This is a genomic window from Paraglaciecola psychrophila 170, from assembly GCF_000347635.1.
Classification (GTDB): domain Bacteria; phylum Pseudomonadota; class Gammaproteobacteria; order Enterobacterales; family Alteromonadaceae; genus Paraglaciecola; species Paraglaciecola psychrophila.
On sequence record NC_020514.1, the window covers coordinates 1,067,520 to 1,091,838 of the forward strand.

Annotated in this window: 23 protein-coding genes; 15 read left to right on the top strand and 8 right to left on the bottom strand. The window is 40.5% G+C overall.

Annotated features, from left to right (window positions below; translation table 11 throughout):
* The first annotated feature begins 7 nt into the window (after nt 1-7).
* From C427_RS04650 to C427_RS28095, 7 genes are all read left to right on the top strand, one after another.
* Nucleotides 8-814, top strand: coding sequence for a carbohydrate ABC transporter permease (locus C427_RS04650; protein ID WP_007636848.1), 807 nt, complete (start codon nt 8-10; stop codon nt 812-814).
* Between the two features lie 36 nt (nt 815-850).
* Nucleotides 851-1,123 (top strand): DUF2160 domain-containing protein, encoded by a 273-nt coding sequence (locus tag C427_RS04655; RefSeq protein WP_007636850.1) that lies wholly within the window; start codon nt 851-853, stop codon nt 1,121-1,123.
* A gap of 212 nt (nt 1,124-1,335) precedes the next feature.
* The gene (locus C427_RS04660) at nt 1,336-3,066 is read left to right on the top strand and encodes an ABC transporter substrate-binding protein (RefSeq protein WP_007636852.1); all 1,731 of its coding nucleotides are present in this window, start codon (nt 1,336-1,338) and stop codon (nt 3,064-3,066) included.
* 148 nt (nt 3,067-3,214) lie between these two features.
* On the top strand, nt 3,215-4,372 hold the full coding sequence (locus C427_RS04665; RefSeq protein WP_007636854.1) for a porin: 1,158 nt from the start codon (nt 3,215-3,217) through the stop codon (nt 4,370-4,372).
* 135 nt (nt 4,373-4,507) lie between these two features.
* The gene (locus C427_RS04670; RefSeq protein ID WP_015430486.1) at nt 4,508-5,299 is read left to right on the top strand and encodes a nitrate- and nitrite sensing domain-containing protein; all 792 of its coding nucleotides are present in this window, start codon (nt 4,508-4,510) and stop codon (nt 5,297-5,299) included.
* Nucleotides 5,296-6,498: a methyl-accepting chemotaxis protein gene (locus tag C427_RS04675; protein ID WP_041250440.1), complete on the top strand. Its 1,203-nt coding sequence runs from the start codon at nt 5,296-5,298 to the stop codon at nt 6,496-6,498. The genes C427_RS04670 and C427_RS04675 overlap by 4 nt, the downstream gene beginning before the upstream one ends.
* Before the next feature lie 159 nt (nt 6,499-6,657).
* Complete coding sequence (locus C427_RS28095; protein ID WP_007636858.1) at nt 6,658-6,783, top strand: hypothetical protein; 126 nt, start codon at nt 6,658-6,660, stop codon at nt 6,781-6,783.
* A 17-nt stretch (nt 6,784-6,800) separates the two neighbouring features.
* On the opposite strand, the gene C427_RS28725 is transcribed toward C427_RS28095, so the two are convergent.
* Both C427_RS28725 and C427_RS04685 read right to left on the bottom strand, forming a co-directional pair.
* On the bottom strand, nt 6,801-6,956 hold the full coding sequence (locus tag C427_RS28725; protein ID WP_148285945.1) for a class I SAM-dependent methyltransferase: 156 nt from the start codon (nt 6,954-6,956) through the stop codon (nt 6,801-6,803).
* Between the two features lie 234 nt (nt 6,957-7,190).
* Nucleotides 7,191-7,505 carry a DUF1840 domain-containing protein gene (locus tag C427_RS04685; RefSeq protein WP_007636860.1) on the bottom strand — a complete coding sequence of 105 codons (315 nt, stop codon included), beginning with the start codon at nt 7,503-7,505 and terminating at the stop codon, nt 7,191-7,193.
* Nucleotides 7,506-7,969: 464 nt separating this feature from the next.
* Between C427_RS04685 and C427_RS04690 the strand changes: the two genes are divergently transcribed.
* The 4 genes from C427_RS04690 (at nt 7,970) to C427_RS04705 (ending at nt 15,298) form a co-directional block, all read left to right on the top strand.
* Complete coding sequence (locus C427_RS04690; protein ID WP_007636862.1) at nt 7,970-10,201, top strand: GGDEF/EAL domain-containing response regulator; 2,232 nt, start codon at nt 7,970-7,972, stop codon at nt 10,199-10,201.
* A 14-nt stretch (nt 10,202-10,215) separates the two neighbouring features.
* On the top strand, nt 10,216-12,162 hold the full coding sequence (locus tag C427_RS04695) for a sensor histidine kinase (RefSeq protein ID WP_007636863.1): 1,947 nt from the start codon (nt 10,216-10,218) through the stop codon (nt 12,160-12,162).
* A 367-nt stretch (nt 12,163-12,529) separates the two neighbouring features.
* A complete protein-coding gene (locus tag C427_RS04700; protein WP_007636865.1) occupies nt 12,530-13,993 on the top strand; it encodes a carbon starvation CstA family protein in 1,464 nt (487 codons plus the stop codon).
* Between the two features lie 456 nt (nt 13,994-14,449).
* On the top strand, nt 14,450-15,298 hold the full coding sequence (locus tag C427_RS04705) for an alpha/beta hydrolase (protein ID WP_007636869.1): 849 nt from the start codon (nt 14,450-14,452) through the stop codon (nt 15,296-15,298).
* A gap of 210 nt (nt 15,299-15,508) precedes the next feature.
* On the opposite strand, the gene C427_RS04710 is transcribed toward C427_RS04705, so the two are convergent.
* The 5 genes from C427_RS04710 to C427_RS27075 all read right to left on the bottom strand — a co-directional run bounded on the left by C427_RS04710 (nt 15,509) and on the right by C427_RS27075 (nt 19,311).
* Nucleotides 15,509-16,363 carry a tellurite resistance TerB family protein gene (locus C427_RS04710; protein WP_007636871.1) on the bottom strand — a complete coding sequence of 285 codons (855 nt, stop codon included), beginning with the start codon at nt 16,361-16,363 and terminating at the stop codon, nt 15,509-15,511.
* 242 nt (nt 16,364-16,605) lie between these two features.
* Nucleotides 16,606-16,857: a hypothetical protein gene (locus C427_RS04715; RefSeq protein WP_007636872.1), complete on the bottom strand. Its 252-nt coding sequence runs from the start codon at nt 16,855-16,857 to the stop codon at nt 16,606-16,608.
* 740 nt (nt 16,858-17,597) lie between these two features.
* Nucleotides 17,598-17,954 carry an amidohydrolase family protein gene (locus C427_RS27065; protein WP_015430489.1) on the bottom strand — a complete coding sequence of 119 codons (357 nt, stop codon included), beginning with the start codon at nt 17,952-17,954 and terminating at the stop codon, nt 17,598-17,600.
* A gap of 212 nt (nt 17,955-18,166) precedes the next feature.
* Nucleotides 18,167-18,421: an amidohydrolase gene (locus C427_RS27070; protein ID WP_015430490.1), complete on the bottom strand. Its 255-nt coding sequence runs from the start codon at nt 18,419-18,421 to the stop codon at nt 18,167-18,169.
* A gap of 443 nt (nt 18,422-18,864) precedes the next feature.
* Nucleotides 18,865-19,311 (bottom strand): amidohydrolase family protein, encoded by a 447-nt coding sequence (locus C427_RS27075; RefSeq protein ID WP_015430491.1) that lies wholly within the window; start codon nt 19,309-19,311, stop codon nt 18,865-18,867.
* Between the two features lie 478 nt (nt 19,312-19,789).
* On the opposite strand from C427_RS27075, the gene C427_RS04735 reads away from it, so the two are divergent.
* A complete protein-coding gene (locus C427_RS04735; RefSeq protein WP_007636878.1) occupies nt 19,790-20,710 on the top strand; it encodes a tetratricopeptide repeat protein in 921 nt (306 codons plus the stop codon).
* A 352-nt stretch (nt 20,711-21,062) separates the two neighbouring features.
* On the top strand, nt 21,063-21,512 hold the full coding sequence (locus tag C427_RS04740) for a DUF3859 domain-containing protein (RefSeq protein WP_015430492.1): 450 nt from the start codon (nt 21,063-21,065) through the stop codon (nt 21,510-21,512).
* 295 nt (nt 21,513-21,807) lie between these two features.
* On the opposite strand, the gene C427_RS04745 is transcribed toward C427_RS04740, so the two are convergent.
* Nucleotides 21,808-22,236: an organic hydroperoxide resistance protein gene (locus C427_RS04745; RefSeq protein WP_007636882.1), complete on the bottom strand. Its 429-nt coding sequence runs from the start codon at nt 22,234-22,236 to the stop codon at nt 21,808-21,810.
* Between the two features lie 124 nt (nt 22,237-22,360).
* On the opposite strand from C427_RS04745, the gene C427_RS04750 reads away from it, so the two are divergent.
* Both C427_RS04750 and C427_RS04755 read left to right on the top strand, forming a co-directional pair.
* Nucleotides 22,361-22,801: a MarR family winged helix-turn-helix transcriptional regulator gene (locus C427_RS04750; RefSeq protein WP_007636891.1), complete on the top strand. Its 441-nt coding sequence runs from the start codon at nt 22,361-22,363 to the stop codon at nt 22,799-22,801.
* Nucleotides 22,802-23,149: 348 nt separating this feature from the next.
* A complete protein-coding gene (locus tag C427_RS04755; RefSeq protein WP_007636894.1) occupies nt 23,150-24,307 on the top strand; it encodes an iron-containing alcohol dehydrogenase in 1,158 nt (385 codons plus the stop codon).
* Nucleotides 24,308-24,319 lie beyond the last annotated feature (12 nt).

A 24,319-nucleotide genomic window follows, 5' to 3' on the forward strand; every position in this document is an offset into this window, starting at 1 on the left:
ATTCAAAATGAAAAGTAATACAAACAAGACGATTGGAATGGTTTGTTTTACCACATTCTTAATGTTGCCTATTTACTGGCTAGTAAATATGTCATTTAAGACCAATGAAGAAATATTAGGCGCTTTGACGCTGTGGCCTCATAACTTTACATTTGATAACTATATTCAAATATTTACTGATCCAACGTGGTACATGGGATATGTCAATTCTGTTATTTACGTTTTGATGAATATGGTCATCACGCTTTCACTAGCACTCCCGGCAGCTTATGCTTTTAGTCGATACAAATTCATCGGTGATAAACATTTGTTTTTCTGGCTGCTTACAAACCGCATGGCGCCGCCTGCAGTATTTTTATTACCGTTCTTTCAACTGTACTCATCGGTGGGACTTTTTGATACACATATTGCCGTCGCGTTAGCACATTGCCTCTTTACTGTGCCGTTGGCCGTGTGGATCCTGGAAGGCTTTATGTCGGGTGTACCCAAAGAAGTTGACGAAATTGCCTACATTGATGGTTACAGTTTGCCTAGGTTCTTTATCAAAATATTTATACCTATGATCCGCTCCGGAATTGGTGTGACAGCGTTTTTCTGCTTTATGTTTTCGTGGGTTGAGCTGCTTCTTGCCAGAACACTTACCGCAGTAGAGGCAAAACCAATTGCTGCAATTATGACCCGCACCGTGGGCGCAACGGGCATCGATTGGGGACTTCTCGCTGCGGCTGGAGTGTTAACCATTATTCCTGGTGTTGTCGTCGTCTGGTTTGTCAGGAATCATGTGGCTAAAGGCTTTGCTTTGGGACGTGTTTAATATGCAATTTAACAAAATACTAAGGGGAATGATGTTATGAAATGGATGGCGTGGACTGAACTAACAATCACATTTTTTACCGTTATAGCTACTATTTTGGTTGCAATGACTATCTATGAAATAAAAAAACCTTGCCTAGAACGAAAAGGCTTCTTGCCTATCGAAACCACTAGAGGGGATAGGTTGTTCATTGGTTTATTAGTCAGTGGATTTATTTACCTGGGGTTTATGGCATTTACTGATTTCAACCTGTACATCGCCTTAGCAATTTCAGTTGTCTGGCTATGTACCGTTCTCAGATGGGGCTGATCCCATTGAATTTATACACGCTGGATTCTCTCACATTAAAAAATGTAAAGAGAGTGCCAGCGTGGATAAACCCCTTTGCAAGCAGCATGCTTAGGGGGCATATGTCGGCTGTCACCGACACTTTCTGTTGTGAAATTCTAAAACAGTGTTGCCACTGGCGGAGTTTATCAGCAACAAATCACAATCTCAAAAAAAATATGAGGTGAAGTAAAATGAAACTTAGAAAACTAAAACTAGCTATAGCCGTGGGTATTTCTGTCTCTTTGGGCAGTATATCTATCCCGGTTTATGCACAGTCCGTTACAGAAACAGCAAAAAGCTTGATTGAGACAGAATTTTCTCCATCAACATTAACCAAGCAACAACAGTTAGAAGAGCTGGAGTGGTTTGTTGAAGCAGCAAAACCATTTAAGGGAATGTCTATCAATGTTGCCTCAGAGACAATAGCGCCGCATACCTATGAATCTCAGGTACTGGCTAAGGCGTTTACCGAATTGACAGGAATCATCATTACGCATGATCTTATTCAAGAAGGTGATGTTATAGAAAAACTGCAAACACAGATGCAATCTGGCCGAAATATATACGATGCCTATATCAATGATTCTGACCTGATCGGAACCCATTTTCGTTACGGTAAAGTTGTCCCTGTCTCCGACATGATGGAAGGTGAAGCTAAAGACTATACCTTGCCAACGTTGGATATCGACGACTTCATTGGTATTGATTTTACAACAGGTCCGGATGGTAAAATCTATCAACTACCTACACAGCAATTTGCCAATCTATATTGGTTTCGTGCAGATTGGTTTGAGCGAGCTGACTTGAAACAGCAGTTTCTTGCCAAATATGGATATGAATTAGGTGTACCAGTAAACTGGTCTGCTTATGAAGACATCGCCGACTTTTTTACCAACGACGTAAAAAGTTTGGATGGGCAAAGAGTCTATGGCCACATGGACTATGGTAAAAAAGATCCATCTCTGGGTTGGCGCTTCACTGATGCCTGGTTTTCAATGGCGGGTACCGGTGACAAAGGGTTGCCAAATGGCTTGCCAGTAGATGAGTGGGGGATTCGGGTTGAAGGTTGTCGTCCTGTAGGCTCAAGTGTGTCAAGAGGCGGAGCAACAAACGGTCCAGCAGCTGTGTTTGCTACAGCTAAATACGTTGACTGGCTTAAAGCATACGCACCACCTCAGGCTCAGGGAATGACCTTTTCTGAAGCAGGGCCCGTGCCAGCGCAAGGTAATATTGCTCAACAAATATTTTGGTATACAGCGTTCACAGCTTCTATGATCGAGAAAGGATTACCCGTAGTCAATGATGACGGCACGCCTAAGTGGAGAATGGCACCATCGCCAAAGGGACCTTATTGGGAAGAAGGCATGAAATTGGGTTACCAGGATGTGGGTGCGTGGACGTTTTTAAAGTCAACACCTGAAAAACGCCGACTGGCGGCCTGGTTATATGCACAGTTTACTGTCTCCAAGACTGTTTCACTGAAAAAAACATTGGTCGGTTTAACGCCTATTCGTGAGTCTGATATCAAGTCTCAAGCGATGACTGATGTAGCACCAAGCTTAGGTGGTTTGGTCGAGTTTTATCGTAGTCCTGCGCGCAAACAATGGACTCCAACAGGAACTAATGTACCTGACTATCCAAAGCTTGCTCAGCTATGGTGGCAGAATGTTGCTGAAGCAGTAAGTGGTGAGAAAACACCCCAACAGGCATTAGATCGCCTTGCTGCCGCTCAAGACAAGGTTATGGCTAGACTTGAAAGGGCCAATGTCCAGGGTGAATGTGGTCCCAAACTTAATCCTGAAAAAGATCCAAACTATTGGTTGAATCAACCGGGTGCGCCTAAAGCTAAATTAAGCAATGAAAAACCTAAGGGTCAAACCATTGCTTATGACAAGTTATTAGAAAGCTGGAAAGCTAACTAGTCTTTTAAAAAACTATTAAACATTTTGGTCTCTCCCCAATGCATATATTGGGGAGCGGATAAGTGTGCCTGGCTCTCCATAAAAATAGGACGATCCCATTAACGCATTTATCGAACTTCATAAAACATCACAAATTTTGGAAATTCAAATGAATAATAATATTTTTACTAAAAATAAATTTGCTCTGTGCTTCTTCGCCACATCTGGCTTACTCGGCCTGGCAATCCCTGCTACTGCTACTGCTGGTGTGAATTTAGCCACTCCGGGCGATTGGGAAACGTCAATTTCAGGTTCACTGCCAGTATTTATGGTGGCAAGTGACCATGATAACTCTGAAAAGGCATTGCGAGTCCAATCCGGATTTAATCCTGCGAACATCAACTTTCACGTGGTTGCTCCTAAAAGTGATGCTGGCTTCACTGTGTCAGGCCACTTTCAAATTGACACACACCTGCAAGGTAGTGGTGTTCAGGACTCCGGCTTATTCGAAAGCCGGGTGGCGAACATACAGCTAAGCGGTGACTTTGGAACGATCGTAGCGGGCAAGGATTTTGGTGTGTTCAATAGTTCGGCTATTGGCGACTTAGGCAGTCAACGAGGCGTAGGTTGGTTAGGCGGCGGTGCGGACACCGCAAATGCCACAGGTGGCAGAATTGGTACAGGCTATGTTTATGCCAATTTTAATCCACAAGTTAAATATATCTCTCCGTCAATGGGAGGCTTATCCTTCAAGGTTGCACTGATTAATCCTGAAGAGCCACAAGACGCGTCTGTTGAAACTGGCTCGCCCAGGATTGAAGGGCAAGTTAATTATAAGATGGGCACCGGCAATGGCTCACTTGAGCTTTGGAGCGGCGTTTTTCAACAATCGGTTGACGTGATGGTAGGCGAGGATACTTTCGGCTATAACATGCAAGGCATTGATGTTGGCGGACATATCGATATTGCATCTTTCGGACTGACAGTTTCATATACTGATACCACAGGAATAGGGGCAGATGGTCTCTATGGTGGCAGCATCCATGATGCAGATGTTGATGGAACGCAATGGTATGTAGAAGCTGATTATGTATTTGGTAAAAACACTGTTGGTGTAAGCTACGGTGAAGGAAGTCAAGATGCTCGCGCAGCAGATAGCACCAAAGGCCTTGTCGCCGTTGGCGATGTAGATAACCAATTAACTATGCTTTTCGTTAATCATCAAATGACACCACAACTTAGACTTATTGGTGAACTTCAGGACTATCAATCAACTGTACAAAATGACTACACAGCTATCGTTGTTGGTTTTCAGTTCGATTTTTAACACAGCCTAGTGTCGGTGGAGTAAGTGTACTCTAGATGAATAAAGTCTAATCAAACCCATCTGGATTTGTGTTTATTTACTCCACTTTTAGCCAGTACTTCTGTGCTGGCTTTTTGTTGTATGTGAGGAGCAAAAATGAACATCTTGCGTGATTTTTCGATTACCGCAAAATTGGCAGTACTTTTGTGTGTTCCATTATTTGTAGCTTTGGCCTTCATTTTTAATGGATTAAATGTCAATTTTACTATTTACCAGTCAATGAAAACTGCCGAGAAACTGCAAAATTTTGCGATATCTGCAGCGGCGTTATCTGATCAGTTGCAGAGAGAGTTAGGATTCACGGCTGGTTTTTTAAGCTCCAAAGGTGCCAAACTGGGCACAGAGTTACAATCACAGCGAAAGGCTACAGACCAAAAAGTAACGAAATTTAGTCAATCGATAAATAGTAAAGACATCGTTAAGTTTGATGCCCTAGACGAAATAATAGCTAACTATGAGACTGCGTTAGCAAAAATAAGTGAAACGAGGACCCTCGTTGAAAAGCAAAATGTCACAGTAGAAGAAAGCATTGCATTTTACTCAAAGGTCAACGAACAGTTGGTCAAAATTAACAAATTAATGGCCGTGACGGTAGAGGACAAAGCAATTAGTGGCCAAATCTATGCGTATCTAAACTTTATGCGTTTGAAAGAAACAGCAGGCATAGAAAGGGCTCTTCTGAGTAAAGTATTCTCAGCAGGTGAAATAGATATTCCGACCTACAATCAAATTTTAATGTTACAGGCAAAACAAAAAGTCTATTTGCACGTTTTTAACGATTTCTCATCCCATGAACGGACTCAAAGCTACGTTAAGGTGGTTGCTGGCGATGCGGTAAATGAAGTTGAAAGGATCAGGAATATTGTTTTAAAGAAAAAAAACGCATGAGAATCGCCCCTGATTTTTGGTTTGCAAACGCATCCGCCAGAATTGCTAAATTGAGCGAATTCGAAGTACTTTTAGCCTCAGATCTCGAGCAATCAATTATAAATGTTAAGAGTAATGCTCTAAATGATCTTATCAAACTAGCGTCAATAGGACTTGTTGCGCTTATGTGCAGTCTCACCATAGGTATTTTCCTGCTCAACCACATACGGGACCAGATCCGGTCTTTGTCACTGTCTATGAAAAAGGTGCAACAGGATTTGGATTTAACGTCCAGAGCTAACATTATGGGAGATGATGAACTCGGTCACTTAGCAAGAGATTTTAATAGTATGGTCGAACATTTAGCGACTATGACTGGAAATGTTACAGGGGCTAATGCTCAATTAGGAGAAGTGGTATCTGCGATACAAAATATCGCCTTACAATTAAACGACGAGATCTCAAAAGGAGTTGCTCAAACTATGATTGTTGTTTCATCTGTCACTGAGATGGATACTGCAATTCATGACGTCTCTTTGAGCTGCAGTGCAACAGCTGAAAAATCAGATCTTGCCTTCGACGCCGCTGAAAAAGGTGAAAGTTTGGTTAAATGTTCTAGGGAAGCCATCGTTCAATTGTCCAATCAAATCGATCAGTCCAAGTCTATCGTTAGCCTCGTCGAAAAAGATAGTATGGAAATTGATAGTATATTGGAAATGATTGACGGGGTTGCCCAGCAAACCAATTTACTGGCACTAAACGCAGCCATAGAGGCCGCAAGAGCCGGTGATAAAGGAAGAGGCTTTGCCGTGGTAGCAAGCGAAGTACGCTCCTTAGCAGCCCAAACCGGAGAGTCAACGTCACGTATTCAGAGCATGATACAGAAACTGCAAACTCGTGTACAAGAGGCCGTTCGGGCGATGTTGATAAGTCAAGAGTCAGCCAACGCAACCGTGTCAGGTTTCAACCAACTTCTGGAACAACTTCAAAGCATTACCCAACAGTCATCCCTGGTGAAAGATATGAGTATTAAAAATGCAGCCTCAACGAAACAACAATCCGCCGTTGTCGCGAAGGTAGGCCAAAGTATAGTGAATATTCAATCTAGCTACGATATCGCTACACAAAATGCACAAAACCTGAAACGCACATCACAAACCCTAGAGTATGTATCTGAACAGCTCAGGAACGAAATGAGTCGATTTACACTGAATAAGTGAAACTCGAAGATGAATAAAGGTAAATCTCACAGAAAAGTTACTAATTCATTCTTGACGATCGAGTGTAAGCCTCTATTTACTATAGGCCGAAGAGTCAGATTTGTTAACGGATATGAAGAATCAGACTATAAAATTGGAATAATTTGCTCAGTTAATTTCATGGATAACAATGATCTGACGGGGTTTAAGTACAAAGTGATATTGGATTTACAAGACCGGGTAATGACAGAGGACGATGACTGCTTAGTTGTTGATGTTGAGGAAAAATATCTTGACTCTTTTTAAACATCGTTATGAAAAGCCTACAACGCATCGAGAGCAAATATACGTGCGCATCCAATTTCGGCTAGACCTCGTGCCAAATCTTGCCAGTGATGAATCGTTAAAATTCCCATTAATACGTCAAATTCACAATCTTGGCAAGGAATGTTTGCTGCGGACTCCTGAATGGCACGAATAGCAGGTTTGTATCTTCTTTTATCATTTCGTTAAACGCCTCAAGTGCAGTGACCTCGGAGTGTAAGAGCTCATATGAACCCAGTTCTTCTCAACTTCTAAAAATGGCGCAAACCCGAGCAAAAGCTACTTTAATACGATTGCGCCTGAGCATCTTGAGAGATGCTTAACTCCTTGCCCTTGCGGGTAAAAATTCTATATTCTTTATCTTGTTACTTTAGCATTGCGCTGCGGGACTAATTGTTGTTCGTCCACTGCACGTTACTTTCGTCTTTTACTGCGGCCTTTAGTAAATCGATTAAAGGTAAAGCACGATGAGAAAGCCTGACAAAAGACGTTACCTCGGTATAGTCTGTAGGTTCTTCTGATTCGGGTTGTTGCTCTGCTACCCCGAGCGCAACTTCCAGATTCGCCAGTGCTGCTGGGACATCTTTTGCAAGTATTGCACTGGGAACAGTGCCGCTATGCCCCATCATTTTCAGTAATTGCACTCCTATATCTCCAAACATAGTAATGTTGGCACTAGCCTGACTGGAAAAAATTACTAACATGATGGTTTAACTCTTAAGGGTTGCTCAATAGATATAAGATGAGTGTACGCCCATACAACACCCTTTACTTCAACTACCTAGTTCCCCCTTTGACTGCTCTAGCTAACCGTAAATGCAACGGCCGCGACACCTTTTCTAATAAGTTCACTCTGACCCTAGATACTTTCTTCGGCCATAATGGCTTAGCCATTATTTCATATGTCCTGATAATTACTCTGCCTTGATCTTATACGAACTGAATCGCTAATCAATCAAAATGAAAAGTTGACAAATATTTGATTAACCATATCCTAATTAGGTAATTTAATTTATCGAGTAACGGTATGTATGGTGCAACGCAACAACAAAAATAAATTACTTAGCTCAATTCAAGTACTTTACTACACCTTCACTACATCTTTACTCCTTCCTAAGATATAAATTACTGATTTAAAAAAGTTTTATACTTTAAGTAACAGGAGGTTATGGTGGATCAATCAGCTGACTCATATAAATTTTTAGAAGAATTAGAGCAAAACCAAAAACCATCCGACAAACTTGTTAAAGTTTGGAAAGTTCTGAGCGTTGAAGATGACCTCGATTACCAAAGTGCTCTTGTTTCCAGCTTAGAATCATTAATTTTACCTGCACACACTAAACTTAAAGTACTTAAGGCTAATTCTGCTTTTGATGCCTCAAGGCTGCTCCGTACCCATAACGATATAGGCCTTATTTTACTAGATGTGGTGATGGAAGAAGATGACGCGGGTCTGCGTTTAGTCACCACCATTAGAGAAGAACTGGGTAATGCTCTAGTTAGAATTGTATTGGTAACTGGCCAACCGGGGTTTGCCCCTGAAAAAGAAGTCATGAGTGCCTTAGATATCGATGAATATTGGAATAAAGCTGATTTAAAACTGGAGAAATTACACTCTATCGTCTCCAGTAATATGCGGACGTGGAGCTATATATCAGAACTTGCAGACGCCAGACAGGGCCTGCAAATTGTGTTGGATGCAGCCAGAACTATTAGCAGCCGCTTTGACCTTGCGACTTTCACCCATACCGTATTAGCTGAAATCGGCAATATCATTGGTGTCAAAGAGGGTGGCTTATTTTGTGTGGGCAATAGCTTAGCCCCCCTTGAGGATGCTCAGGTACTAACGGCAACGGGATGTTTTACAAAACTGGTGGGACTCAAACTTTCCGATGCACATCTCAGTGAGCTGTTTGGGGATTTACAACAGGCGCTGAACGAAAAACACCACGTTATCACTCCAATACGCTCGGTATTCTATTTTGAAACTAACGGTATAAACGAAACATGCTATTTAATGGTAGTGAACTCATCTTCGCCATTAACAGAGGCGAATATCAATTTACTTAAAGTATTTAGTGAAAATATAAGCAGTGGTTTTACTAATATAGCCCTACTTAATCGTGTTACTGAGCTTGCCTATATTCATAGTGATCTGAATATTCCCAACCGTAACTGGTTAAAAAAAGAAATTCAAAATATGAGCCGCTTAGAGTGGCAACAAACCCGTTTACTAATGCTTGAAGTGAACTATTTTGATGAAATGAAATTCACTTTTGGTTATGAATTTACTCTAAATGTATTAACTTATGTTTATGAAAATTTACGTCAAATACTGCCGAATAGCTCACAAGTAACGCTATCTGGCCACAAACAATTTTCTATTTTACTCGATATTAATTTTGAATTGTCCCCTGAACTGATTGATAAGCTGACTTATAACGAAATTAAAATCGATGGCGTTGCACATGTATCTTCATTTACTTTATTAGACATGCGGCTTGATACACTTAATCAAAGTTCAGCTATCAAGATAATTAATATGGCAGAGTCAGAACTCAAACAAGCTTCCCTCAATAATATTGCCTATACCCAACATTCACAGCAAGAAACAGACTTAATAAGTCGTCGTTATAGCTTAATGGGCGAATTGCGTCATACCATACGTGAACGTAAGTTGAGTGTTATGCTGCAACCTAAAGTGAGCTTATCTTCGGGCAAAGTTGTTGGCTTTGAGTCTTTAGCTAGATGGCAACGTGATGACGGTAGTTTTGTGCCACCCGATGAATTCATTGCTATTGCAGAAGCTGCAGGACTAATCATTAAGCTTGATTGCCTGATATTCGAAAAAACCATGGAAGCCTTAAAAACGTTGGTCGACACAGGTTATCAAGTTCCCGTCGCGTTTAACGCTTCTTCTTTTGATTTATTACACCCAGATTATTTTGACTTTATCTCAAGCTGCCTCACTAGCTTCGGCTTACCCGTGGAGTTACTCGAACTTGAGGTCACTGAAACCCAAGCAATTTCAGATTACGAGCGAATTCAACAGTGTCTACAACGTTTTGTGGCTTTAGGTATAAAAATAAGTATTGATGACTTTGGTACTGGTTATTCGTCTCTTGCGCACATCTCAAACATCACCGCCCACTGCATCAAAATTGATCGCAGTTTTGTCAGTAAACTTGAAACCGATAAGAACAGTGAACACGTCATCAATATGATTTTGACATTAGGTGAAAAATTCAATTTCAGCATAGTGGCAGAAGGTATAGAAACAGAATATCAAAAACAGTGGCTTAGTCGCGCTGGGTGTGACATTGGTCAGGGGTATTTATTTGCTAGACCTATGCCGATAAGTGATTTAGTCCCATGGTTAGTCACATATAATAAGCGATAAAGAGCGCTATATTCATGCCATTATCCACAACTGATATAGCCATGCAAAAGCGCCCCATAGTTATGAGAGCTGCGATGTTATTGATCATTTCAATATTATTCGCTGGGTTGAGCTATCAGCGTCTTTATGATGGTAAATTAGATGAGCTAAAAAATATTCAAGGTCAGAAGCTGTTTATCGCAGCTAACTTATTTAGCAGAGAGCTAGGCGGTTTAGGCGATCTACTCTCGTTATTGGCGAATGGTCAAGCTTTGTATCATGAAAATACTCAAAAAGATAAAAACAACCAGACTCAAGACTTATCGCTGAAAGTACAGCAACAGGTACAAAATTATTTTATTCAATTTGGTAAAGCTTCACCTAGAATTGCACAAATACGCTGGCTTAACCAAAATGGGCAAGAAGTGATCCGAGTCGATTTTAAAGCTGGTCAGGCTAAGGTGTCGCGCGTAAACAGATTGCAAAATAAACAATCACGTTATTATTTTAAACAAGGTATGAAAGTCGCTGCACCAAAACGGTATTTTTCTCCGATCGACCTAAATGTTGAACATGGTGCAGTAGTACAACCCTTTGAGCCTACAATCAGAGGTACAATTCAAACTTCATCGAGCACACATTTACTACAAGGGTTGATCATAGTGAATTATCAACTAGATCATTTACTGACAACTATCAGGGACCATAGTAATCCAGAAGCTCAACTTTCTATTGTTAATCATGATGGCTTCTGGCTGTTAAACTCGCAACCAGATAAAGAGTGGGGTTTTATGCTAAATCAACCAAAGTTAAGTTTAAAAACGGCATCACATGAACTATGGCTCTTCCAAAGTCAACACGCTGCGGGTGGTGACTATATTGTTGATAACGTACTCAGTAGTTTTATCCCTTTAGCTACTTTTGTAGGTTCTGGCTCAGGCGCAACTACCAATAAGCTAATATTGTATGCGACCAGCAGTAAAAAATATTTATCACTAGCGCAAAAAAACTCTTTGTATTTTGCATTGGTGATTTTTTTGACTTTAGTCCTGTGTGGTTCAATCATCATGTGGCGAGGATATCGCTATCAAGACAAGCTGATAGAACTTTCTTTAAAACTGCATGACGAGCACCAACGATTAGAACAAGCCAATGCCTCGTTAATTGAAAATATCGCCAGACAGCAACTATTACAGGACGAGTTAGTTAAAGCCAATAAATTATCATCCTTAGGTTTAATGGTTGCTGGTGTTGCCCATGAACTTAACACACCGATTGGCGGTGCAATTATTTGTGTCACTAATGCCGATAATGCCAACGATAAACTGAAAAAAGCGATGGAACAGGGGTTATCCAAGAGCCAATTTAGTGCGGCAGTCAATCTGATAAACCGCAGTCTACATCTGGCAATCATAAATTTGGATAAGGCGGTCAGTCATATCAAACACTTTAAACGCTTGGCTATTGATCGGGTAAATGAGGATTATCTAAATTGTCTGCTAGATGACATTGTTAGTGATTTAATCATCAGTTTACGACCATTGCTTAAGAAGGGAAAGGTGGTGGTGATTGAAGACATAGAAGATAATTTAACACTGGTAAGCCGCCCCGGAATTATTTCACAGGTACTGGAAAATCTAGTAGTGAACAGCCTAAATCATGGATTTGAATCTGGACAGCAAGGCATCATTAAAATTAAAGCGCGCAGATTAGACACAAATCAAATATGCATTACGGTTTCGGACAACGGTTCAGGTATCCCATCATCGATGCAAAGTAACCTATTTGAGCCATTTGTTACTAGCGGAAGGGGTAAGGGTAACATTGGTCTGGGTTTGTATATGGTTAATCAATGGGTGACAAAACTGTTGGCGGGTAAATTGAGTTTCGTTTCTGAAGAAAACAGTAATAAAGAATTTACCACCCAATTTACCGTTTTGCTGCCGATCAATTCGAATGTTTCAAAAATTAACAAAAATTGACAAAATACCCATCGCAGTACAGATGAAAATGTTCCTTTCCAATAGCCTAGTGATTTTGCGGGTGCACTCAATTATCTATTCATGTCAGTTGCTCCAAAAGTTAAAAAGTAATTGGTAAGCCCTATTTGTACTTTATCTTTTCACAGCGCATAACTCTGTAGTAAATAACTTTTGCTCTTAACTATTTACTAGCTAAAGTTTTTTGTGATTTTTTGTTGGGGTCAACTTTGTTATTCTGCTATTAGAATTTTGACCTTCGTTTATTCATTAAACTAAATAAGTTAATGAATAAACTAATAAATAAAAAAAGAAAGCGTGGGACGACTGCGCTTTTTCACAAGCCCTTTAACTAGAGATATACGTAATAATGCTCATCTTTTTTATCTGTATCACCATTTTGATCCTCGGTTATAAATTTTATAGCCCATTTGTTGAAAAACAAGCTGGGATCGACTCAACTCTTGCTACCCCACAAAGTCGTTTCAGTGAGGGCGTAGACTATGTGCCTATTCATCCTGTTCGTGCTTTTTTAATTCAGTTTTTAAATATTGCCGGTGTGGGGCCGATTTTTGGTCCTATATTAGGTGCGATTTATGGTCCAGTGGCATTGGTTTGGATTGTGATAGGCAATGTATTAGGCGGTGCGGTTCACGATTATTTCTCAGGTGTGATGAGCATTAAAGAAGACGGCAAAAGTCTACCTGAAATAGCTGGACACTATTACAACGTTGTCTTTAAAGGAGTGATGTTGCTGTTTACAGCTATGTTGCTATTTTTTGTTGGCGTGGTTTTTATCATGAGTCCAGCAGGTTTATTAAGTAACCTAGACGCATTCCAAGATACCTTTTTGGCAAATAATACGTTTTGGGTGCTGGTGATTTTGGGTTACTACTTTTTAGCTACTTTGTTACCTATTGATAAAATCATCACTCGGTTTTACCCTATTTTCGGCTTATTGATGATAGTCATGACATCAATGATCGCCATTGCGCTATTAATGGATGCGCCGCACCTACCGATAGCAGGTGACTTTTTTGCTTATTTTACAACCGATCATGCCCACGATTTTTTAGCCCCTAATCCAGACGGATTACCTGTTTGGCCGTTATTGTTCATTACGATAACCTGTGGCGCCATTAGTGGCTTTCATTCTACGCAGGCACCTATTATTGCCCGCTGTTTGACCAATGAAAAGTATGTTCGTCCCGTCTATTACGGTGCTATGGTGTGTGAAGGTGCGGTTGCTTGTGTTTGGGCATTGGCGGGTATTGCCGCTTTCCCTGAGGGATACGCAGGCCTAAAAGCCATGCTCGATATTGGAGGCCCAGGTTTGGTAGTCAATCATATTGCCAACAGCTATTTGGGCGTGTTTGGCGGTATTATGGCGATTATTGCTGTGGCTGTATTCCCGATCACATCGGGTGATACTGCGTTTCGTTCATTGCGTTTGACAATCGTTGATGCATTCAACATTCCGCAAAGTATACGCAATAGATTGTTACTTGCCGTCCCTATATTGACGATTGCGTATTTCATGACCAAGCTCGATTTTACGGTGATTTGGCGTTACTTCGCGTTTTCTAATATGCTGTTATCGACAAGTGTATTGTGGCTTGCAACCAAGTATTTATTCGACCGTGGCACATTTCATTGGATTGCTAGTATTCCTGCGGTACTGACTACAGGTATTACTGTTTCCTACATCATGACAGCGGCAATTGGCTTAAATTTATCTGCAGATTTAGGGCGTCCTATTGGGGCCGTTGTAGTGGTTATTGGTTTGGTATTGCTGGTGTTTGTACACAATAAACATAAGTCAGTAGCGGCTTAGGTTTTAATCTAAGCCAGCGCTGTGCTCACCTTTAGTTATAGCGGTTGCAGGCTTCTTAAATGAAGTTTATTTTGTGTAGTTTACTTTTACAATCGCGGTAAAAAGTAAGCTACGAGTTATCCGTTGATGCACGAGCATTATTTAATTTAGCTTAAAGAATCGCATATAAGTCTTGGTCGATTTTTATGTAGCAATAGTGGTAAAGAATGATGAATGAATAGCATCGTTATTCTGCTTCGCTGGCTTGTTTTTTAGAGCTTTATCTCTGCGTTTAAGTGTTTTAATTGTTCGCTTTAGAGTGTGTTGCTTCAATTACTTCAATCTAATACTTATAGAAACTAGACCAGTAGTTAAGGTCTTATTCAGGTAATTATTGAGCTTAAAGTTAATTCGATTCGTATTTTAGCCAACATAAGTTTGTTGAACCATTTGACTTTTTAAAGAGCCCACCTACGCATGCCCAAAATACTATTTATCCTCATCCTCACAACGTTTTTATCTGCCTGCACTCCACTGCAGTTTGCATTAGTCAATGCGCCTGCTCTGACTTACGACGGTGAAATTTCAGAAAATGTACCTTATGGTGAACTGACGCGTCAAAAATTAGATATTTACGTGCCCAACATTGACGAAGAAACGTTTCCAGTTGTAGTGTTTTTCCATGGTGGTCGCTGGACAGATGGGTCTAAAGAACAGTACAAATTTGTAGGCATGACTCTATCCAATATGGGATATGTAGTGGTGATGCCGAATACTCGCCTATATCCCGATGTGAAATTCCCAACCTTTGCAGAAGATGCTGCAAAGTCAGTTGCTTGGGTTCATAAAAACATAGCTAGCTATAAAGGCAATCAAAATTTGTTTATATCTGGGCATTCATCGGGGGCGCATTTAGGTGCATTAATTATTGCCGATAATGCATATTTAGCGGCTTATGAACTCAAGCCTAATATCGTAAACGCTTTTGCGGGTATATCGGGTCCTTATGATTTTGTGCCAAAAGCAGCCGATATAAAAGACATGTTTGGCCCAGCCGAAAATTTTCCTAATATGGTGGTAACAAACTTTATCGATGGAGATGAACCCCCTATGTTATTGATATACACAGCCGAAGACACCACTGTGCATCCTCGAAACTTAGCCTTACTCAAGGCAGGTATAGAAAAAGCTAATGGAAAAGTAGAGACTATTATTTATGAAACCGGCGGGCATGCTGCGCCAGTGGCAGCCTTTAGTTGGGCTAACCCTTCAGATTTGCCTGTGCCTAGAGATATTGATAGTTTTTTTAAGACATACCTGAAGTAATAAATTACGCAGCATATGCTGCTAGAGTTCTCAAAAGGTTTAGGCGTTATATAACTATATGAATAAGCAGTCAGTATGTATTTAGCTTACCGTTTTTCTACTCGTTCAAGTTATGCACTTACTATTTTAATCCAAGAATGCTTAATACAAAAAATCTACAACTTATTCAGCATGACTTTTTGGCAGCTTTTTAATGGGTGTTGATCAACATCAACTAATTAGCTTGGCTTGGGCATGCAAGGCTTTGACTAGTTCTGGTGGTATTAACATATAAGAGGCTAGGTTGCTTAAGTAGTCTTGCGAGGCAGCTTGTTGTTCATCTATGGCTAATAGTGATGCTGCATATACTTCTATTGCGGTTTGTGAATTAGGCACAGCCTTTACCAGTTCTTGTAGTGACAAGGGGTGACGTAGTTCGTCAAACAGGCTGGCTTTGTCTTCGGTAGTCAAGTCAAAACTATCGACTTGTTGGTATATTCGCTGACGCTCATGTTCGTCAATGTGCCCGTCTGCATTAGCCGCCGTGATCATTGCTCGGAGCATCAGCATTTGACCTGAGTCGTGACTTTCATCCCGCACTACCTGTGCAAACTGTTGTTGCGTTAATGTCGCGGGTGAATAGGTGAGTGTTTGTTTTGGGGCAGAGGGGATATAGCGAGATTGAGGTGCTGCTTCTGTTGCGAATGCCGTTGTAGATGAAGACGCAGCTTGTTCCGGCATACCCTGAGACTGATTTGGGGCATATTTTTGTTGTTGAGCATTTCTTTGTGCATAAACGCCTAGCTGATAGGCTCTCTGTAAATTAGCATTCTGTAGAGAGGTGTTTCGGCCATAAGCTTGTCGTGAATAAGCTTGATAAGCGTTCCATGCCATTCCTCCAACGGCAGCTAGAGCACCTGTTTGCAGTGGGTTTTTGCTTGGTTTTGGCCCTATTTTACCGGTAGCCGTTCCTATAATAGTATTAGTAACCACACGGCTTAATGAACCACCTGATGAGCCTCTGGCCGATCGTGATATAAGGCCAGAGCGACTTAGTCGACTAATTACACTATTCAAGTTTTTCATTTATCAACTCCATACCATGGGTGTGAACAACATTAGGTACGTCATACAGGCGCAACTAATTCTCGACACATCCGAACTCCAGCATTGCTTGAATCTCTTTATCTGCGGCATTGCATTGCTAGCTAGGCCAAGAGAACTCAACCGGGTGTTTAAGCATATTTGCTATTGCTTTTTTTACGGCCAATAACGCGGTGGTCAACAGTTTTTGTCTGTTGATTTTATTATCTACTATTTTCTAGTCTCTATTTACTAAATACCTTACCGCCAATCATTTTAAATGCTGGCGTGCCCCTTATTAAGGTGTCTCTGGCGAAGATGGCATCACAATTTGGACAAGTGCAGGGTAATACCGTGAAGTCTTTAGTGATACGTTGTTTAAAGCATTTAAGCAGTGACCCTTTACCGCCTTTGCGGTATTTAAATAACTGGGTTTTACACTGATTGCAGTAAATGTCCACGGAGGACTCAGGGGCTTTCTTATTGGGCTTGGCCATTATTTAACCCAAGTAAATGATTTTGATAAATTAAATATAACACAGGGTGTCATCTTGATTAATGGCTATCTTAAATTGTGATAATTAATGAAACGTCCCTTTGGAGTATTAACGAAACTGTAAACATAAACAATCGTGACCGTTTACTAACCAACTTGATGAAGCCCTTTTGTTGGTAAGGCACGTCATGTTTCTTAATCTCTTGCACCCAGGTTGGTATTTCCAAGAGCTTGGTGTGGTGAACTTCAGTATGGATAAATTCGACAGCGCCATCGTTGCCTTTGAAAGAAACGGGGGGTAGGCTCTTATGACCTCGCGTTTATCGCTGCATGTCAGGTGGCCAATAATCAGCTAACCGAAGCAAAAGCTAATTAAGCACGAGCATTAGCGTTACAGTTAGAGTTAGAGTGAGAGTCTAATTTTCCAGGTAAACTATTTGCCCAATTTGATGCGTTTCAGAATATCAACAAAAGCCAATTGTTAAGCGAACACATGCTTAATGCAGGTTTCCCCATTTGACGATGCGCAGATGATGCTGTGTCACAAAGAGTCATTTCCCCAGACAACTTATGCCCATCAAATATAGGACTTATGGGTGAGTAAGGTGGCTTATGTCATAATCATAATTGGCTCAGACCACTTTTTTTAGCAACGATTAGATACTTTTATCTACTCACTGTCGTTTTCAAAGTTGTACTCTAGGGTGGGGGGATTGTGTATTCTTCCTTTTTGTTTATCTTCTATTTTTGATACGTGATTTTTTCACCTACGATGGTCATTAGGTTTTCTGAGGTCAAAATTTCTGCTTCTGGGATGCTAAGCCAATCTCGGTCAAATATTGTAAAGTCGGCATATTTGCCCACTTCTACAAAGCCACGAATATTTTCTTGAAATGCACTATAAGCAGGCCATATTGTGAACATTTTAAGGGCGGCTTCACGAGTTACTGCAAGTTCTGGGTGCCACTCTTCGGCGGATGACCCATCAAGCCTTTTTTGAGCAACTACCGCATAAAATTCAATCCGTGGGTCCCCCAGTTCTACTGGCGCACCAGATCCACCCAATATCATCAAACCACGGTCAATCAATGCTGCCATGGGTAGGCATGGCTTAGGCGCTCAGCGCCAAGTCTATCGGGGGCAAAGTTTAGATCACCAATCCCGTGACTGGGTTGCATAGACACAAGAATACTCAGGCTAACTAAACGCTATTGGTCTTTGGGCGGAAAGATTTGTGCGTGTTCAAGTCTCCCACAAGGTTCAGCCATCGCCCATTCCGATTTTGGTACCGCATTAAATGCCTCTTCGTACTAATCTAAAAATGTACGCAGTGCTCGATCGCCAATTATGTGGGTTTCGATCTGAATACCTTTTCTAAGTGCTTCGCGTAAAATTGGGCCAAGCTCTTCTTCGGTCGTGCGATTCATAAACCCCTGGTGATCAGCATCCGCATGATTTTCAAGACGGGCGGCTCCGCGTGAACCAAGTGTGCTATAAACATATACTTTAATACCGCGCCAATCGAACATGTTATCAGCCGTTGTTTCGCGGCCGCGTTCAAGCATTATCGATGCCACTATGACATTTTCCGGTGCATAACTACGGGTAGCATATTTCCTGTTGTGTGAATCTCTTTGATGATGTCAACGTTAACGTAGGGCATACCCGCCACTTGGGTATTGGTTCAACCCACCTTAGCGTTTTCATACATGCCTTGCACTAAGCTACCTTTTTTATAGTCCTGTGTTTTTGGAGGCATGATATCCCGGAAATATTCATGGCAGTGGCAAGAATATAGCTGTTTGGTGTACCGTCTGCATCACGCTCAAATTTTCTCCCACTGGGGCCTAGATACTCTTTGATTATGCCGGCAAGCTGTTGTGTCTTGGCGTTAACCCGTGCTGAAACGCCCTCTGCACTTGGCATAAAAAAGTGGTTTATCGGTGGTAAACGGATCCACGCCATGTTTTGTGAGAAACCTTTTGTTGTAGGTCTATTGCTGTTCAACTCATCCTCGGCCCTGAACCCATTCATTCTTAGGCACATTGACGGCAAATGCTTTAATGGCATCAACCGTTTCTTTTAGTGTTGCAATACCAAACAGGCTCAATGTTTTTGGACGCTGCCCAACACCTTCTAAGTGCTGGTGACTGTCGGTGAAACCTGCATACACATATTTTCCTGCCATATCCATTATTTGCGCATCACCGCACATGTATTTGGCAGCATCGGCATTTGATCCCACAAATATAATTTTATCTCCAAGCACTGCTGTTGCTTCAGCTGTCAACTGTGCGTCATGTGCGGTATAAATTTTTGTATTGTGAAGTACCATATCCGCTAAAAGACATTCTGCCGCTATTTCTAAAGTTGCTGTGTCATTTTTACCACATGACATCAACATCAATACTAGCCCCAAGGCACTTATGATTTTTAAATTGTGTTTGAGATTCAAAATCTCCTCCAATAGACGTGTCTTTTAAAGAACAATAATTACATATAAAAAAACCTGCAAGCAGATTTAATCGGGATACCACTTGAACTGAGTTACTTAAAAATAGCATTGTGCATAAAAATATTAGAAGACGATGTCATAAAAAATGTTGTTCTGATCCAAATTTATCTCATGTAACTGTCGTAAGGGTGGGTCTTGAAAGCCAAATTTTGGACGAGCCGGCAGAGCATGCTTTCGAGAACGAAGTGTTTTGGGAAGAGTTTGGAAGTTGCACATTTATCAAATACTGTACTCCACTTTTCTAGCAATGATAAATTGCCTTATTCAAACCTGTTATATTTCTTTGTTTAGTGAAGGGCATTGCAACCAGTAGGGTCCCGTAAAAATTTTAAAAGATATATATTAGTTAAAACAAATTTTGCTAAAGTACTTAATTGGTTTTATTAACACCAGCTAAACGAGGCACTAGAATTACCAGATGATTATTCGTGTTTTTTATTTGTTTTTAATTGCGGCTTGTTGGCCATCTTCTTCTATATTCGCGCAAAACGATACTATTAGTAGTGCTTGTGATATGCCATCAAAAAAATGCCTCTCATGGGTAACTGAAGAGTTGGGGAATGTTAAACCCAACTCAATACAATGGTACAGCTTGAAACTTATGCAGTTAGACTCCCTAATGACAATTAAGGAGTTTACGTTATTAAAACACCAGCTCAGTATATTTAATGACAATCTTAAACTCCCTCCGATGTTCTCAATCCATCTGAATATATACCAAGCAAAACTCTATCTTATTGATGGAAATGAGGTGCGGGCAAAAACACTTTTAACGCGGTCTTTAGAAAACTTACAGCAAGTAAATCAATCATTTTACAGTCCTATGCGTATTATAAGTATTGCAAATCTGATGCACAGTTTGAAACAATATGATCAATCGTTAGCTTTATTAGAGCGAATAGATCGTGAATTTCAAAACAGCAGAGATCTGTATTTAAAATTGGAACTTTACGGCAACCTTGGTCATGTACATAAATTTTTAAAGAACTATGACAAGGCAATAACCTATTATAAAAAATCGTTAAAATGTGCAATAGAATTAGGGGTTGAACAACAAGTTGCAGTCTTACATGAACATGTCGGTAATATGTATAAAGCAACCGGTCAACCTGAGTTGGCGGAATTAAGTTTTATAAATGCACTTGCTCATGCCAAAAAAGATGCTCGAGATTCAACTATAAATCATGCCAAAATCATCTTGGCTTTTTTTTATATTCAGCAAATGGAATTAGATAAGGCTAAAGTATTAGCTACAGAAATCGACGCTTCAAAAATTGAACCTCACGAACAACAAGAGTGGCTAGCAATTAATACCGCTCTCAAAGCTGACAACCAGTAACAGGGGCGGTGTCTTCAGGGTCTCCTTAAAATATGTACAATAAACAATACTATAATTTGAAAATAAAGTGACCCTTGATGCGCCGAGTTAAATATCTATAAGATTGGCTAATAGACACAGTGCTTTACTCAAATTAAAAACATGAACGCCAGAACACCCAACTGTCGAGCGCCGCGAGTAAATGAAATGCCACAGAATCTATCACGTTATTGGTTTATAGCTATTTACTTGCATCTAGCGGCTAGTATTTACCATTATGATAGTTAGCTTAAATTAGTGATATTTAAAGTCACTCTGCCTTTTTATTGCTTTATTATAATCCTGAAAAAATATCGTTTTAGTAGGAGTGTCATTGTCTAAGTTACGTATGTTTTTTGAAATCAGCAGTTATGGTATTTACGAAAACTGGGATGAAAAAAGTAAAAGCCTTCCAAAAATCAAAACCTTTACTACAAATATCCCTACACAATTAGAAATTGAATTTGGTTTTATTCTCAAGGCTAAAAAATCTAAAGGAAAACGACTAGATTGGACTATCTTCCACCCTGACGTGCCTGATGAGAGTGGAGAGACAATGCCACCATTCCAAGGTGTGGTGTATGTGCGAAATAATGATTGGGAATTTTACTTAGGTGACACAGTTTGGGCACCGATACACGATAAGATCGGAGATTGGCGAATGGTGATTGCGTGTGATGGAAAAGTCATCGCACAGAAAACCTTTAGTTTGTTAGTTGAGCATGGTGACAGTGAGATCCAATTTTGGAAAAAAGAGGCTATTAGAGCTGTACTTAACCATTAAAGGTTAAAAATATAATAGTCGCTGGCGATTTGTTAGTTTTTCGGCTGATATGATGTACCTCAATTTATACAGGTGCACTGGGTATTTTAGGGTTTGATCCGGCGGCTGATTTTATTGATGACGATTGTTTACCAGATTTTTTTATGCTGCAGAAAATTACTGTTCCAAGGATGTTTATAAATACTATCGACTTAAGATGTAAGTCTCAGTAGGCTGTCCTCAGCGACATTTTATAAACACAAAAAACACGCGTTTAATTAAAAATGCGTGTTTTTAATGCTTATATATTGAGGTGTTAAATTACCGAAAGTGTCACTTCAATATTGCCACGCGTCGCGTTTGAATAAGGACAAACTTTGTGGGCCTTGTCTACCATGGTTTGAGCTTGTGCTTTATCCATATCACCTAATGATATCTCTAGTTTAACCGCAATACCAAAACCGCCGTCAATGGCACCAATTGATACCTCTGAATTGATATGGGTGTCGCTTGGTAAACTAGTCTTTTCTTGACCGGCAACAAATTTAAGTGCACCAATAAAACAAGCCGCATAACCTGCAGCAAATAATTGCTCAGGATTGGTACCTTGTCCATCGTCACCGCCTAAACCTTTGGGCGTAGATAGTGTCACGTTTAAACGGTCATCATTCGATTTTGCGGTGCCTTCGCGGCCACCTGTGGCAGTTGCTTTTGCGGTGTAAGCAACGTTTTGTAATACAGTCATAAGAAACTCCAAAGTAATTGTTATCAAGTAAGGGGTATTTAGTTTGCATGCAAAACAATATATCAAATAAATACTCATTGCAAATACTTTGCGTGCAAACTAATATGTATTTTAAGGAGTACACATGTCGATTAACCAATTAAAACTTAAAAACCAGCTATGCCATCGTTTATATATGGCATCAAACAGCATTGTTCGTGCTTATCGTGAGTTATTAAGTGAGCTCAATTTAACCTACCCACAATATGTCGTTATGATGGCCCTATGGGAACAAGACAAAATTACGATTGCTCAGCTTGTGGAAAAAACGGCGATTGATGGTGGTGCCATGACACAGATTTTAAAGAAAATGGACGACAAAAGTTTACTTAATATAGTCAAGCAGCAACAAGACAAGCGCAAACGGCTGGTACAGCTAACTCAACAAGGATTGGCCTTAAAGTTAGACGCAGTTAACATTCCAAATAAAATAAGCTGTAAGTTTAATAGTATCGACAGTGCCCAAGTGAAGCAGCTTATGCAATTACTCGATTTAGTCGTGAATGATTTAGGTGAGTCGACGTAACGTAATTTTTTAATTTTTTTGATTGAGCATGTTTTGTTCTGCGACAAACTATTGGTCTCAGTATGTTATGCAGCGGATGCGTTTTTGGACACCTGAAATGTTTCTGGTGAGTTTGTTATCAAGGAAAACGGTAAAGAGTTTTAAGAATAATGAAGAAGATGTATTGCAGTTGATCAACATCGTACCTTTTATCTCACAGATAAATGATTTGAGTGCGCTGCTGATGATCAAGAGATTGCTGATTGGAAAGCTTTTGCGATTCAGAATGTCCTGTTAATGATGGGCCAAATCTTGCGAGTCAAAATTAGTCGCTCTAGCTTAATTTTTAAATAATGAGGAATAATATTAATGTTAAATTTTAGCTTTCAAAATACCACCCGAATTCAATTTGGTGAAGGTCAGATAGCTTCACTAAGTAAGCAGATCCCAATCGATGCAAAAGTGTTAGTAACTTACGGCGGCGGTTCAATCAAAAGTAACGGCGTTTATGATCAAGTTGTTGCAGCTCTCGCCAAGCATACGTGGTTTGAATTCTCTGGCATCGAGCCAAACCCAAGTTACGATACGTTAATGAAGGCACAAGATATTATTAAAGAAAATAATATCGACTTTATTTTAGCTGTTGGCGGTGGTTCGGTGGTTGATGGTTCTAAGTTTATCGCAGCCGTGGCGTTGTACGAAGGTGAAGAGCCTTGGGATATAGTGAGCAAACAAGTACGCATAACCAAAGCGTTGCCACTTGCTTGTGTACTTACTTTGCCAGCAACCGGTTCTGAGTCAAATACTGGTGCGGTAGTGACCCGCAATGGCAATAAGCTACCCTTCTCAAGCCCACTGGTTCGTCCTATTTTTGCGATACTCGACCCTGCGGTAACACTTTCATTATCCGACCGTCAAATCGGTAACGGTGCTGTGGATGCGTTTGTGCACACAATGGAGCAGTACCTTACCTATAGCGTAAACGCCAAGGTGCAAGACCGTTTTGCTGAAGGACTATTGTTAACTCTAATCGAAGAAGGACCAAAAGCATTGGCCCCTGAAACGTCTAAAGATCTAGAAGTGCGTGGCAATATTATGTGGGCAGCAACGATGGCGCTTAATGGTTTAATTGGAGCCGGTGTGCCGCAAGATTGGACAACTCACATGATTGGTCATGAACTAACCGGTACCCACGGCATCGACCATGCACGTACTTTATCCATAGTATTACCTGCTGTGATGAAAATACGTAAAGAAGCAAAACGTGGAAAATTATTACAGTACGCTGAACGCGTCTGGAATGTGACAGAGGGGGATGAAGATTCACGTATCGATCGTGCTATCGAATTAACTGAGCAATTTTTCGAAAAGATGCAAGTGCCCACTCGTTTATCCCATGTTGATTTAGGTGCAGGGGATATTGATTTGTTAGTCGAAAAACTAACGCAACACGGTATGGTGAAGTTAGGTGAACATAGCGCCGTTACACCTGATATCAGCCGAGAAATATTAGTCACTGCACTTTAATTTAATTCGGTG